The sequence below is a fragment of the Desulfuromonas sp. DDH964 genome, assembly GCF_001611275.1.
Lineage (GTDB): Bacteria > Desulfobacterota > Desulfuromonadia > Desulfuromonadales > DDH964 > DDH964.
In genome coordinates this window covers 875,097-889,067 of the sequence record NZ_CP015080.1, presented here as the reverse complement: position 1 = coordinate 889,067, position 13,971 = coordinate 875,097, and the positions used below count along the sequence as shown (strand labels likewise).

The following is a 13,971-nucleotide window of genomic DNA, read 5'->3' as shown; positions in this document are numbered from 1 at the left end:
GGGGATGAAGAGGCGCAGTACAGAGATCACCGGGCGCAAGGGGACGGAAAAATGGGTGGAACGGACCGCCGCGCGCACCATGCTGCGGGCAGTGCGTTTTTCCGACGCCGACTTCGACAAGCCGCTCATCGCCCTGGCCGTCCCCTATACCAACGGCACCCCCTGCAACGACCATCTCCGGGCGCTGGGGGACCTCGTCCAGCAGGCGATCGAGGCGGCCGGCGGCAAGGCGATCGTCTTCGGCACCCCGGTCGTCTCCGACGGCATCTCGATGGGGAGCGAGGCGATGAAATACTCGCTGGTCAGCCGCGAGGTGATCGCCGACAGCATCGAGCTGATGACCGAAGGCTACCGGGTCGACGCGGTGATCACCCTTTCCGGCTGCGACAAGACGATCCCCGCCGCCCTGATGCCAATCGCCCGCAACAACCTGGTCGGCCTGACCCTCTACGGCGGCAGCATCCTCCCCGGCGAGTACCGCGGCCAGGCCCTCAACATCGTCAGCGCCTTCGAGGCGATCGGCGCCCACTGCGCCGGAAAGATCGACGCCGATGAGTTGCACGCCATCGAATGCCGCGCCTGTCCCGGTGCCGGCTCCTGCGCCGGCATGTACACCGCCAACACCATGGCTTCCGCCATCGAGGCGATGGGGATGAGCCTCCCCGGCGCCGCCTCCAACCTCGCTGTCGATGCGCATAACGCCCTCTCCGCCGACAAGCAGGAGGACGGCGTCCGCGCCGCCCGGGCGGTCATCGCCCTGCTCAAGGCCGGCATCAGCGCCCGCGCCATCATGACCCGCAAGGCCTTCGAGAACGCCCTCACCGTCGCTTGGGCGCTGGGCGGCTCGACCAACGCCGTCCTCCACCTGCTCGCCCTCGCCCACGAAGCCGGCAACGAACTGACCCTGGCAGACATCGAGCAGATCACCGCCCGGGTCCCGCTGCTCGGCAACTTCAAGCCCTTCGGCCAGTACGTGATGAACGACCTGCATGCCATCGGCGGGCTGCCGATGGTGATGAAGCTGCTCCTCGACGCCGGCTTCCTCCACGGCGATTGCCTGACGGTGACCGGCAAAAGCCTGGCGGAAAACCTCGCGGATGCGCCACAACGCCCGCCGGACCAGGAGATCATCTTCAGTCTGGAACAGCCCTACGCCCCGGCCGGCCGCCACATCCGCGTGCTGCGCGGCAATCTCGCCAGCGAGGGATGCGTTCTGAAAATCAGCGGCAAGGAGATGGCCAACTTCAATGGCCCGGCGCGGGTCTTCGAGCGGGAGGAGGAGGCGCTCGCGGCGATTCTCGCCGGCCAGATCAAGGCCGGTGACGTCGTCGTCATCCGCTACGAAGGCCCCAGAGGCGGCCCCGGCATGCGCGAGATGCTCTCCCCCTCTTCGGCGCTGATGGGGGCGGGGCTCGGCAAGAGCGTCGCCCTGGTCACCGACGGCCGCTTCTCCGGCGGCACCCACGGCATCATGATCGGCCACGTCGCCCCCGAGGCCCAGGTCGGCGGCCTGCTGGCCCTGGTGCAGGAAGGCGACCGGATCGAGATCGATCTCGACCGTGGGGAATTGAACCTCGAGGTCCCGGAGGATGCGATTGCGGCACGCCGGGCCACCTGGCAGGCGCCAGCACCTCGCTATCTTCGGGGCGTACTGGCCAAGTACGCTCGGCTGGTCTCATCGGCCTCGATGGGAGCGGTGACCAGCTAGGGCCCAGTCCACCCGAACTGAATCGATTGTTAGTCTCCGTCGCTTCGCCCTGGTAGTCCATCCCCCCGGGCCGATTTCCCAGGCTCCCGAATCCGAGGCTGCCGCCCTTGGCGATTTCGGGTAGCCGGTCCAGCGGTTCGGGTCCCCTCCAATTCCCTGCTCGGCTACCCCGAAGGGAAACTGATCCGCCGCCCCTTCGGATTCGAGGTGGTCGGTAAGCCTTTGGCGCGAGAATCGCAAGATCCACCCGTGAGCCTGAATTCCTCCAGAATGGAACGGCATCAAAAATATCAGGGCGAAGCCTCCTCCGGCTCCGCCCTGATATGTTAATCCTGCAAATTTCGAGGATCACGCCCCCGGATAGGTTTCCCGGAAGTATGGACTACCTCGGAAACCATCCGCTGACAAGCTCCCAAGCGCGTCAATGAATGTAATTCTTGAATTCCGGATAGACCTTCACGGTAGAATCGAGCGCCTTAGTGAAATGCTCATGCTGGTTATAGGTCACATAGAGATAATCGGCCATGTCTTTCAGGCTGTTGAATGAAAGGCAGCTGGTCTTCTTGACATAGTCCCACCCGCCTGCCAGTTCGAAACCCGACTTCTTCCCAATGGTCTTGCCGGCGACGTTTCCGGCAACCCCGCCGACCAAACTTCCGAACAACCCTCCGAAGGGGACGCGCGACAGAACCTCCTCCGCGACCTTCTTTCCTGCATAAGCCCCCGCTACCGCACCGATGGTTCCACCGGCGGTGGAACCGACATCCATGCTGAGATCCATATCGACCCAATCGGTCAGGGTGCCATCATCGGTGAAGGGACACATGTACTTCCCGCTGGTTCCAACGATGGGCCGGGGTACCGGAGGCTCCGCCGGTGCAGGAGGCGCGCTGACTACCGGGACTGCCGCTGCTGCCACCGCCACCGGTACCGGTGGCGGTGGGGGCAGATTGACCATAGGTCGAGCGGCGGGAGGGGGGGAAGCCGCGACGGCTGCAGGTGCCGGTGATTGTTTCTGGGTTACGGCAAGCATCGCCGCCATGACGTCGACGGTGATCCCCAATTCGTTGGTCAACAGGATGATTTCGTCCGTTTCGAAGTTCTTGTATCCCCCCTTGGCCATATTGATCTTGGCAACAATAACGCTGTCACCAACATGGCTTTCAATCAACTTGACGATATCGAAGACCGTCATTCCGGGAGGTCCCACGGTCAGGAGCTGTAACCGCTCGGGCAACAGGTGAGTATCCGCTGGGTACTTTTCCCTGATTTTAGCGAAGAAGTCGAGCTCCTCCTGGCGATTCTTCAGACGGGAGACCAACTGGTCAAAAATGATCCGCTTTTCCTCGGCCCCGGGGTTCGTTGCCAGATAGTCCCAATAATCTTCAACGGTGATGGCGTCCTTGCGGGTCAGCAAGGTCTGAACAATCTCTGTATGATTATTGCTGGCCGCCAGAGTCAGGGCCGTCTCGCCCTGAAGGTTCCTGCCATTGGCCTTGGCCCCTTCTTCCAGCAGCAGGATTAGCAGCGGGGCGTTGCCTTGCAAGGCCGCCTCCATCAGGGCCGTGTTTCCGCAACTGTTCTTCGCCTCCAAGACGGCGCCCTGGTCGAGCAACAGGCGGGCCATGAGCGGTTCCATCAGAGAGACCGCTGCGATCAGGGGGGTGTTCCCCCTTTCGTCCTGGCTGCTGGCCTGCACATCTGCCCCCTTCTGGAGGAGGAGCTTGGCCATTTCAGGCTGGTTGCCCTCGATTGCCAGGAAGAGATTGGGGGTCAGAACTTCCGCAGAGGCATCGTTCATGGTTGTTTCCAAGAGATTTCTCGCGAACTCCAACTGTCCCGAGACAACGGCCTCTTTGAGCAAAGCGGGGCCGGCCTGCCGGTTCAAGGTCTCATCTCCGGCCGTCAAAAGCAACGACGCCATCCGGAAATCCTCCTGGCGGGCAGCGACTACGACAAGCGGGACCCCCTGCGGATCGAGCAGGCCCAGTTCAGTCTGCATGCTGAGGAGGGACGCGACAAAGTCGTGCTGACGATTGCGAACGGCGAGGGAGACCAGCGTCTCCCCGTCCCGATCGGTCGCATTAACATCGGCTCCCTGCGCCAGCAACTGCATTGCCAGCGCCGCCTGTCCTGCCTGCACCGCAAGCAGGGCCAGTGAGCCGTCCTCGCCGTCATTGACGTGAATATCGGCGCCCTTGGCCAGGAGCAGAGAGAGGATTTCCGATTGATTGGCGGTAACCGCCAGACTGACCAGAGCTCGACCATGCTTATCGCGGGCATTAATATCGGCGCCATGCTCAATCAGCAGGGCCGCCATGATCGGGTCGCCATCCCGGATTGCCGCGATGACCAACGGCTCCCCGGCAGAGTTAACAGCCTTGGCATCGGCACCATGGGTTAACAGGGCCTTGGCCAGGTCCCCTTGACGACGAGCAACGGCCATCCCCAACAGGGACTCGCCGTTTCCGGCGGTGACTCGAGCATTGGCACCATGATCTAACAGAGCCATGACCAGGGACAAATCGTTATCTTCCAGAGCGATGAAGAGCGGCGAGTCCCCATGGCTGTCCACCGCATTGACATCGACATTGCGCTCCAGAAGGATGGACACAAAATCGGACTGCCGCTTACGCATGGCGACGACCAGGAGCGGGTCGCCTTTGGCGCTTTTGGTGTTGACGTCCGGAGCAAACTCCAGCATTTTGACCGCCAGATCTGCATGGCCGTTATTCAGCGCCAGGATAAGCGGGGATTCTCCCCGGGTAGCGATGCCGCTTTCCAGAATCTGTTGAACAATTTCCTGTTGATTATCGGCAATCGCCCGATTTAAGAAGAGGACTACCAATTCGTCTTCTTCGGCCTGCAAGGCGAGTTCGAAGGCCCGTTTCCCGGGCTCGCCGGCGGTGGAGAGCTTTGCACCCCGATCAAGCAGAATCTTGGCGATCTCAACCTGCCCGGAAAGGGTGGCCAGGCTCAGGGCGTCCATGCCGCTTGCATCCCTGGCATTGACATTCGCACCGCGATCCAGCAGTTTTTGGATGATTTCGAGATTTGCCACCGAAACGGCCCAGTTCAGCGCGGTACCGGTCGGATCGGCGGCATTTGGGTTGGCTCCCTTGGCCAATAGCTCGCCAGTCTGGGCCGAGTCGCCGTTTTGGATAGACTCCAAAAGTAACTCTTCCTTGCTCCGGGAGAAACTGAACCCGGAAGAGGCCGGATCAGGTGGCAGGGTAAAGAGGCAAGCGAGGAGCAGGATCAGGGGCAAGGAGCCTCTCTGAAGTGCCCAATGACTAGGCTTCATGTCAAATCCCTCCCTGGGCCGAATGGCGGTCAAAGAAATCAATGGCTGGCGCGCCTGCGGCGAAACCCGAAAGGCAATCTCCCCTCCCGGGAATGGACGACGGACTGGCGACCAAGAACAGTGAATCGGGTTGGAAACAATTTACATTGCATTACTTGGGTGGTGCAGAGGCATCAGTGGCAATCTGAGTGCCGATCTTCTGGACCAGGGCGCGCCCCTGCTCGTTCAGTGGGAGATTACGCAAGTCCTCCACCCCCAAAGCCTTGCCGATGGCATGCAGACGGCTCTCGGCTTCCAGAACGACCGACTCAAATTCATCCTTCTTCAATCCCTTGAGCCGACGAGTCTCCTCACTGAGGTTACGTGCCCGGGTACTCCAGAAAAGAGCTCCGGACCCGGCCCGGTCCAGAGTCTCCTGGTCCCGACAATTTTGCCAGATGGCCGCCTCCCCGGCGGCGTAAACATCCTTGGCCTTTTGCAGCGACAGGGGAGCTTCCTCGTCAAGATCCCGTTCCTGCATGTCATCGAAAACCTTCTTGGCAGGACCCAGAACGATCTCAATGGTCACCTGTGCCTCTAGTTTCTGCATGTCCCCCAACAGGGCGCCACGATCCTTGAACGCGGCCGGGGTTCGATCTTCCTCGAACTGCTGGATCATGTCCGCAGTCCGTTCCTGAAAGCTGGCGAACTCTTTCGGGTAGGAAACATGGGCGTTGAGTTTTTTCAGGAACTGGTTCACCTGGAGAATTTCTTTCAACTCCAGGGTGAGGGTATCCTTCAGGTCATAGGATTCCTTGAGATACTTCTGGAGCAGCTCCGATTCCCGGATAATTTCCCGACGATTTTGATTTCCCTGAATGTTTTTCCTTACCTTGTCCCGGTAATATATGCTACGACTAAAAGTCGCGGGGGCAAAAAATTCCAGGCCATCCACCTGTCCCTGGTGGATACTCTGATCGTTGTTCTGCCCGATCTGGTCTACACTCAGCTTGGCATATTTTAGGGCCTCTGCGGCAACAACCCGGAACCCTTCATCCTTTTTTTCAAATTGCGCACACCCCGCAATAAGGCCCAAAACAACCAGCAAAAAAAGGAATTTCAATCTCATGTTCCAATACCCTCCCAAAGATTTTTAATTTGAAGAAAATTGATGAATAGCGCATATTTTATCAGTAGTGTCCGGTTAGCAAATTGCATTCACCCAAAGTTGCAGATAATTGTAAATATTTTCACAAGTTAGCGTATTTTTTGCTTGACAAATCGTCGTGAAGTCGGCGCGGTGATTTTCGTAAATACCTATTTTATATGAGGATTTACGAAAATGTCATTACTTGTTCGCTGCCACCGTACCCGGCTTAGCAGGCGCTCCATTGTCCGACTTTTTACCCCGTTCAAGGGCGCTCTCGAACATGCCCCGGTTCTTGAGGCCCGAGGCAACAGGCCACTGCAGATGACGTTTGAAGATCAGTTGAAAATCCTGACCTACTATCACCTCGAAGAGCATTCTTCGGGGCGTCATCTGCTTCAGGTTCTGACGCAGGAAGATTTTGCCGCGACTCATATTGCACCGCCCGGCGGTATCCGGAAAAGCGCCTTCTTTGAGGCGATCAATACCCGAGGGCTGGAGCAGATGATTCATGTTTACGAAGACCTGCAGAAACAGGTCTCACAAAAGATTCCTGTCGCCAAAGACATCTCCGATCTCGGCGATCTGATCGCCGTCGATGGTTCGCTGATTGACGCTACGCTGTCCATGCTCTGGGCGGACTATCGAGACGGAGCCAAAAAGGCCAAGGTTCACCTGGGGTTCGATATCGGTCGTGGTGTCCCCCAGAAAGTCACATTAACCGACGGCAAGGGCGACGAGCGTCCTCAGGCGGAACGGCTCGTGGCTCCCGGTCAGACAGGTGTCTATGACCGCTATTACCAGTGTTACAAAAACTTTGACGACTGGCAGGATCAGGGACGCCACTTTGTCTGCCGCATCAAAGCCAGTTCTCGTAAGACGGAGTTGAGCGCCAATCCTGTTGTCCCCGGCAGTCATGTTTTCTATGACGCCAGGGTGTTGCTCGGCACCAAAGATGTCAACCAGACCGAACGAGAAGTGCGTGTGGTCGGCTACAAGGTTGACCAAAAATCCTATTGGGTCGCCACCGACCGCTTCGATCTGACCGCCGAGCAGATTGCCTTGATCTACAAGCTACGCTGGACGATCGAGTCCTTCTTCGCCTGGTGGAAGCGCCACCTCAAGGTGTATCACCTGATTGCCCGCAGTCCCTACGGCCTGCTGGTGCAGATCCTCGCAGGGTTGATTACTTATTTGCTGCTGGCCATCTACTGCCACGAAGAGCATGGCGAACGTGTCAGCATCAACAGGGTGCGTGAGCTTCGCAACAATATTCGCAACGAGGCCGCCGAGGATGCGGCCGCAGGCTTAGGGCCTCCCGATATCATTGACTTGGACTTCGGAGCCTATGCAACTTCTTAACCGGACACTACTGATATTTTATCGGAATATAAAAACAAATTACAAATAATTTTTCCAGCTCACGCCAACTACAGTCCGGGACGGCAGGAATTTCGGCCCATTCCCCCAAGGAGTCAGAGCAGATTCCCCGGGGGACAAGAAATCCGCCCCTCCCCAGCAAAGAGGTGATCATGTCCACTCGATTTCTGGCCTTCGCCCTCGCCAGTCTCCTGACATCCGGCTGCGCCGCGACCGGTCGTCCCAGCGACAGCGGCCGGGCAGTGATATACGAAGATCCGTCTGCCGGTGGTACCCTTTCGGGTATCGGAATCGACAGCCAGGACATCATTGCCATGACCAGCAGCATGGTGAACACCATGCTGCAAAATCCCCTGCTCACCAACAGACCAAAGGCACCGCGTATCATCGTCGACTCCCAATACTTCAAAAACCAGAGCGCGACGCGGATCGACAAGGACCTCATCACCGATCAGTTGCGGGTCGAACTTAACCGGACGGCCAACGGCCGAATCATCTTTATCGCCCGTGAATATCAGGAGATGGTGGCCGCGGAGCGGGATCTCAAGCGGTCCGGAACTCTGACCAAGGGTTCGATCGGCATGGCTCAGGCCCAGGCCGGCGCCGATTTTCGACTGGTCGGCCGGATCACTTCCCAGGACAATCTGGGCGCCACCAGCGGCTTCAAGAGCCGTTATCATCAGATCGTTTTCGAACTGGTCGATCTCGAAACCTCCGGCATCATCTGGAATGACAGGTACTCTTTCAAAAAGACCGGACAGGACGATGTCGTCTACCGCTGACAAGGACGGGGAACTATGAAACCCTTGCGCCCAAGAACCGCCTGCATCTGGCTGCTGGCCTTGTGCCTGGTGACGATTTACTCGGCCTGCACTGCCGCCCCCAGCCGAACCGCAGCCGCTCCCCTCCCCTCTCCGCCTGTCCCGGATGCCGCCGCCCTGGAACGAAACCTCATGGATCTTTACGGAGGCCAAACTGTCCAGCAAGCCGGGGACGGATCCCCCTCCGGGGAGCAAGAGACGAGTGCATTGGCGACTGCCCTGGAGAAGGTCCCCACTTTCACCCAGGCTTTCAGCGAGGATGACCTTGCCATCATTATCGGTATCGAAAAATACAAGGGTCTTCCTCCGGTCGAATTCGCCGCCAACGACGCAAATTCTGTCCGTAGCTATGTCGAGAAACTGGGAATCCCTCCCCGCAATACCCGTTTTCTGATCAATGGCGACGCGACCGAGTCCGCTATCCGCGTCGCCATTGAGCGCTGGGCGGTAAATGTCAGCCGTCCAACCAGCCGGCTTTTCTTCTTTTATTCCGGGCACGGCGCCCCGGAGCCCGACAAGGGAGATGCCTACCTCATGCCCTACGACGGTGATCCCGAGTATCTGGCCGACACCGCCTACTCCCTCCAGCGCCTTTACACCAACCTGGGGCAGCTGCCGCTCAAATCAGTCATCGTCGTCATTGATGCCTGCTTTTCCGGAAGCGGGCCCCGTTCGGTGGTCGCCAAGGGGGTCCGCTCCATCTCCCTGAGGAAAAAAGAGACCCGCCCTGCCAACATGGCGATCCTCTCGGCGACCCAGGACCTGCAGATCGCCACATCGCTGCCGGAAAAACAGCACGGCCTCTTCTCCTATGAATTTCTCAACGCCCTTAACTCCGGCCAAAAAACCCTCGAAGAGATATTCACCTTTGTCGAGGCACGGGTCGCCGATGAGGCCAAACGGCAAAACGTCTCCCAAGTTCCCCGCCTGCAGGTTCCAGAAGGTGCCGATCCTGACCTGTTCCGTCTGGCCCGTTGAAGACCATGTCAGCCAATCCGGCCACCAGTTTGGGTCTTCCAGACCGTCAGGGGAAACCTCGTGCCATGGGGCGACGATGCCTGGCCGGGCTGCTTGTGCTGCTGTTGTTCGCCAGCAGCTGCGCCCCACGCCAGCATTTCGAGACCCAAGCCGTTCCCGAAGCCACCCTGCAGAGTTACCTTGCGGACAAGTCCCCCCGATTGAGTCCAGCCTATCGCCGACTTCTGGAGGAAGGCAAACGAAACCAGGCGCTAAACCTGATGCGCCTGGGGCTCGATGCCTTGCAGCTCGGATTGACCGAGGAGGCGACCCGGGCCTTCTCCGAGGTCACCCAGATCATCGACGCCATCTATGCCGACGACCCGGAGGCGGCCAAGGCCAGAAGCCTCTGGTACGAGGAGGGTCAAAAGGACTTTAAAGGGGAACCCTATGAACGTGCCATGGCCTATTACTATCTGGGCCTTATCGATGCGTGGCACGGAGATCTGGAAAACGCGCGGGCCTCCTTTAAGAGCGGGATTCTGCAGGATGCCTTCGCCGAGGAGGATCAGAACCGCTGCGACTTTGCCTCGCTGATCTATCTGGCCGGCTGGGTCTCGCGGAAAAACGGGGATGAGGAGTTGGCCAGGACGGCCTTTGAGGAAGTCCGCCAGCTGCGTGGCGAGCTGGCTCCTCCGGACTCGGGGAACAGCCTGCTCCTGATTGAAACCGGGACGGCGCCGCGCAAGGTGGCCGATGGCCCCGGGCACTCGGAGTTGAAGTTCCGGCGCGGCCGTCACTTCCAGGAAAATGCCGTCTTCGTCTCGATCGATGGCGGGGACTACACCCCGGCCTATCTGTTGGAAGATCTCTATTGGCAATCTACCAGTCGGGGAGGACGCCCGGTGGACAAGATCGTCAAAGGGAAAGCTCAGTTCCGGAACACCAATGCCGAAATCGGCGGCGACCTGGGAAGCGTTTCCGACCATCTGCTCATCGCAGGAGCGGCACTCTCTTCCACGCCGGGGCTGACCTATGCCGGGGCGGCTCTCGGCCTGGTCAGTGTCACCCAAATTGCCCTGGCCGCCCGCTCACGAACCTACGCGGACGTACGCTATTGGGACAACCTGCCGGACAAAATCCATGTTCTGCCGATGGACCTCCCTCCCGGCTCCCATTCCCTTTCCATAATCTTTACCGACAGCAACGGACAGCACCTTGCCGACCTCGATCACACCCTGAAATTGGAGGCTGGCAAAGGTGGCGCCCCCCTGACCTGGGTGACCTCCCGGCAGCGCCTCAGCACCTCGCCCTAGTACCAATATTCTTCGGGATTCTCTACCGGCTGAAACCTGTGGTTTCCCGGATTGCAGCCGACCACTCTCACCGCTCGAAATGCATCTGAAAATCCAGTGTCTGCCGTCCCTCAAGAGCTTGTCCAGCCTGGCAACCCTAACTCCCCACCGCATTTCCTTCGCTGCGCCAAAATAACCCTTAAGCGAGATTCCCCCGTCTATCTCAAAAGAATGGGAACGCGGGACGACTTGTCGTCCCACGGTCCCATCGAAAACTTCCTCAATTGCGGAATTCCGAATCCTCAAAGAAGGAACCTCGCTGGCCGGTCAAACAGCGAATCCCTATAAAAACGCCGTTTTACAAATTGGCCTTTCCCTTGCTGTTCACCAGTTTACCACTCTCGGGGTGAGCCCGGGGTGGAAGATCACAGCGGATCTCAAAGGGGAGACATGCGACGATGAAAAAGAGGATGTTACTGGTTTGGGTCGGGTTGGTCATGGTCAGCTTGTTGACGGCTTGCAACAATCCCCCCAGCACGGACCTGGCCGACGCACGGGCGGCTCTCGATGCGGTGGTCGCGGCAGGTGCCGAGCAGTATGCCCCGGAAGTTCTGGTCAGGATCAACAACAAGATGGACGCGGCTCTCAAGGATATCGAAGCCCAGAATGCTTTTACGTTCAGGGATTACTCGGTGGCCAAGTTCAACCTCATCCAGGTCTATGACGACAGCAATCAGTTGCGGGCCAAAATCGCCGAAATGAAGGGTGAGCCGAAAGTGGTAGTGGCGATGAAAGCGAAGCCCTTCGCCGAGCAGTAAGCCCGGCGGCGATCCGCCCGGACGCTGCTGATGACAAAAAAAATGCGGAGCGCGCGGCAGGTTGCACCTGTCGTTCGCTCCGCATTTTATCTCCGGGCTCCCCGTACCTCGATTATCGGCGTGGGGGCCCTTTTCTGAGACGCCAGACCCTCTTGCCAGGCAGCTTGTACCCTGCCCCTTACACCACCTGCTCCATCGCCCATATCCCGCAGGGACAGATTCCGGCGCAGATGCCGCAGCCGATACAGAGGTGATCGTCGGAAACGTACTCGAAGCCGCCGCCGACGGTCTCGACGCGCCGGATCACCCCTTCCGGACAGGCCTCGAGGCACATCGAGCAATCGCGGCAGGTACCGCAGGAGAGACAGCGGTTGCTCTCGTCCTTGGCGTCGGTGACGCAGAAACGGCCGCGATTGCGCGGTTTGAAGAGCTCCTTGGAGAGACAGCTCTGCGGGATCAGCTCCGGCTTCTTGATCGGCACCAGCGTCCTGCCGGCAAGGTAGTCGTCCATCAGCAGGGCGACCTCGGCGCCGGCGCCAATGGCGTGGGTCAGAAGCCCCGGCTTGATGGTGTCGCCGATGGCGAAGACGCCGGGAGCCTTGACCGCCTGCCAGCAGCCGTCGACGTCCATCATCCCCTTGTCGGTCAGCCACTCGCGGGGGACGTAGGAGAGGTCGGGGCGCTCGCCGATGGCGATGATTACGGTATCCGCCTCGATCAGTTCCCCCTCCTTGGTCAACAGCCCCTGCTCGGTGATCTTCTCGGTGAAAACCGGCCAGCGAATCTCGCCGCCGAGTTCCTTGACCCGGTCGATCTCGTGCTTGTAGGCGGCCGGGCGCTGGACGTCGATGGCGATGACCTGCTTCGCCCCCACCGCGTAGGCGCCGAGGCAGACATCCATGCCGGCATTGCCGGCGCCGATGACCACCACTCGCTCGCCGACCTTGGGCCGCCCGCCGAGGTTGATCTCCTTGAGAAAATCGAGCCCTTTCAGCATCCGCTCGTGGCCGGGGAAGGGAATCACCACCGGGTTATGAGCGCCGCTGGCAATGACCACGGCATCGTTCTGTTCGCGGATGCTGGCAAAGAGGGCCGGGTCGACCCGGGTCGACGTCTTTACCTCGACGCCGAGGTTCTTGATGCGATCGATCTCGTTATCAAGGACCTGGCGCGGCAGGCGCTCGGTGGGGATGACCTGGCGCAGTTTGCCGCCGACCTCGCTGTCGGCCTCGTAGACGGTCACCCCATGCCCGGCAAGACGGAGCTGCCAAGCGGCGGAGAGCCCGCCGGGGCCACCGCCGATGACCGCGACTTTTTTCCCGGTCGACGCCTTCGGCACCGGCGCGGCGGCGTCGTGGGAGAGCCGGCCGAGCTCCTTCATCGCCACCGGGTGGTCGATGAAGCGCCGGCTGCAGGCGTCCATGCAGAGGTTGGGGCAGACTTCACCGCAGACACTGGCCGGAAAGGGGGAGTAGTTGAGCACCAGTTCCAGCGCCTCCTGGACCTTCCCCTGGCGCAGCAGGTTGATGCGGTCCTGGGTCGGGATCGCCGACGGACAGGTCGCCTGGCAGGGGGCGCCGTAACGCTTGTCCTGCCAGCGGGGAATCTTCAGGCGGTCGTCCCCGGCATTGACCAGCCCGGCGACGTGGGAGTAGTCGTCCTTGACGATATCGCCGAAGATGCCGTTCTGCACCCACTTCTGGGTACGGAATTCGCGCATGGTGATGCGGTGGTGGACCTTGCGCTCCTCGTAGGTTTTGGCGACGATCTTGCGCCACTGGGAAAAGTCACTGAGCTGCGGGAGGAGCTGGGGGCGCTCGATTTTGCCGAGGAAGACCGGCAAGCCGGTGCTCAAAAAGTCGCGGTCGGCGTCATCGAGGTCGAGGAGCCAGACATCCTCGGAAAGACCCTGGACCGGTCCGCGCACGTAGATCGTCCCGCCGACCATGCCGGCACAGCCGCGGTCACCGAGAATCGAGTCGAGGCCTTCGCAGCCGAGGCCGCAGATCACCGCCAGGCCGCCGCCCATGAATTCGAAGGAGAAGGAGCCGGTATTCTTCAGCACCCAGAACTCCGGCGGCTCATAGGCCGGGTCGTGCTTCATCAGCGAGCCGGAGCGGGTGCCGACGCGGCCGGCGACGTAGATCTTCCCGGCCGCTGCGCAGTGGGCGGTGGTGTCGCCGCCATCACCGAGGATGGTCAGGGTGGCGCCGGCGTTGAGCCAGCCGGCGTCGGCCGGCGCCGAACCTTCGACGACGATCTCGGTGCCATCGAGGCCGAAAGAGCCGACCCGCTGCCCCGGATTTTTGACCCGGAACTTGAGGGGAGTGCCGTCTTCGGTCCACAAGGGTCCGCCGATGTCATGGTGGCCGGAGGAGAGGACCTCGAACTCGGTCTCCCCCGCCTCCAGCGACTTGTAAATCTGCTGCAGCAGCTGCTGGGTGGAGATGCGCTTGTTGTTGGTGTCGAAACCGGATATCTGAGCCATATCGAAACCTCAAAGAAAATTTTGAATTACGAATTTTGGATTTTGAATTGAATTCAAAATTTCGAATTCAAAAT

At 59.9% G+C, this 13,971-nt stretch carries 8 protein-coding genes and 1 pseudogene; 6 read left to right on the top strand and 3 right to left on the bottom strand.

Annotated elements, in window-relative coordinates; genetic code table 11:
- The first annotated feature begins 4 nt into the window (after positions 1 to 4).
- Positions 5 to 1,708, top strand: a complete 1,704-nt coding sequence (ilvD, locus tag DBW_RS03975; RefSeq protein ID WP_066724549.1) for a dihydroxy-acid dehydratase — start codon at positions 5 to 7, stop codon at positions 1,706 to 1,708.
- A 421-nt stretch (positions 1,709 to 2,129) separates the two neighbouring features.
- Here the strand turns inward: ilvD and DBW_RS03970 are convergent, their stop codons facing one another.
- Both DBW_RS03970 and DBW_RS03965 read right to left on the bottom strand, forming a co-directional pair.
- Positions 2,130 to 4,976, bottom strand: coding sequence for an ankyrin repeat domain-containing protein (locus tag DBW_RS03970; RefSeq protein WP_066724547.1), 2,847 nt, complete (start codon positions 4,974 to 4,976; stop codon positions 2,130 to 2,132).
- 187 nt (positions 4,977 to 5,163) lie between these two features.
- On the bottom strand, positions 5,164 to 6,138 hold the full coding sequence (locus DBW_RS03965; protein ID WP_197463726.1) for a hypothetical protein: 975 nt from the start codon (positions 6,136 to 6,138) through the stop codon (positions 5,164 to 5,166).
- A 195-nt stretch (positions 6,139 to 6,333) separates the two neighbouring features.
- Between DBW_RS03965 and DBW_RS03960 the strand changes: the two are divergent.
- The 5 genes and pseudogenes from DBW_RS03960 to DBW_RS03940 all read left to right on the top strand — a co-directional run.
- A pseudogene (locus DBW_RS03960) lies at positions 6,334 to 7,434 on the top strand (IS4 family transposase); the annotation flags it as partial.
- A 236-nt stretch (positions 7,435 to 7,670) separates the two neighbouring features.
- Positions 7,671 to 8,300 carry a hypothetical protein gene (locus tag DBW_RS03955; RefSeq protein ID WP_082820168.1) on the top strand — a complete coding sequence of 210 codons (630 nt, stop codon included), beginning with the start codon at positions 7,671 to 7,673 and terminating at the stop codon, positions 8,298 to 8,300.
- 246 nt (positions 8,301 to 8,546) lie between these two features.
- On the top strand, positions 8,547 to 9,317 hold the full coding sequence (locus tag DBW_RS03950) for a caspase family protein (protein WP_197463725.1): 771 nt from the start codon (positions 8,547 to 8,549) through the stop codon (positions 9,315 to 9,317).
- 65 nt (positions 9,318 to 9,382) lie between these two features.
- Positions 9,383 to 10,612, top strand: coding sequence for a hypothetical protein (locus tag DBW_RS03945; RefSeq protein ID WP_066724537.1), 1,230 nt, complete (start codon positions 9,383 to 9,385; stop codon positions 10,610 to 10,612).
- A gap of 437 nt (positions 10,613 to 11,049) precedes the next feature.
- Complete coding sequence (locus DBW_RS03940; protein ID WP_066724535.1) at positions 11,050 to 11,409, top strand: DUF4398 domain-containing protein; 360 nt, start codon at positions 11,050 to 11,052, stop codon at positions 11,407 to 11,409.
- 178 nt (positions 11,410 to 11,587) lie between these two features.
- Here the strand turns inward: DBW_RS03940 and DBW_RS03935 are convergent, their stop codons facing one another.
- Positions 11,588 to 13,897 (bottom strand): FAD-dependent oxidoreductase, encoded by a 2,310-nt coding sequence (locus tag DBW_RS03935; protein ID WP_066724533.1) that lies wholly within the window; start codon positions 13,895 to 13,897, stop codon positions 11,588 to 11,590.
- Positions 13,898 to 13,971 lie beyond the last annotated feature (74 nt).

Excerpts from the sequence above, each read along its gene's own strand:
- DBW_RS03935 (WP_066724533.1), bottom strand. The coding sequence starts at position 13,897 with ATGGCTCAGATATCCGGTTTCGACACCAACAACAAGCGCATCTCCACC.
- DBW_RS03955 (WP_082820168.1), top strand. The coding sequence starts at position 7,671 with ATGTCCACTCGATTTCTGGCCTTCGCCCTCGCCAGTCTCCTGACATCC.
- DBW_RS03945 (WP_066724537.1), top strand. The coding sequence starts at position 9,383 with ATGGGGCGACGATGCCTGGCCGGGCTGCTTGTGCTGCTGTTGTTCGCC.
- DBW_RS03940 (WP_066724535.1), top strand. The coding sequence starts at position 11,050 with ATGAAAAAGAGGATGTTACTGGTTTGGGTCGGGTTGGTCATGGTCAGC.
- ilvD (WP_066724549.1), top strand. The coding sequence starts at position 5 with ATGAAGAGGCGCAGTACAGAGATCACCGGGCGCAAGGGGACGGAAAAA.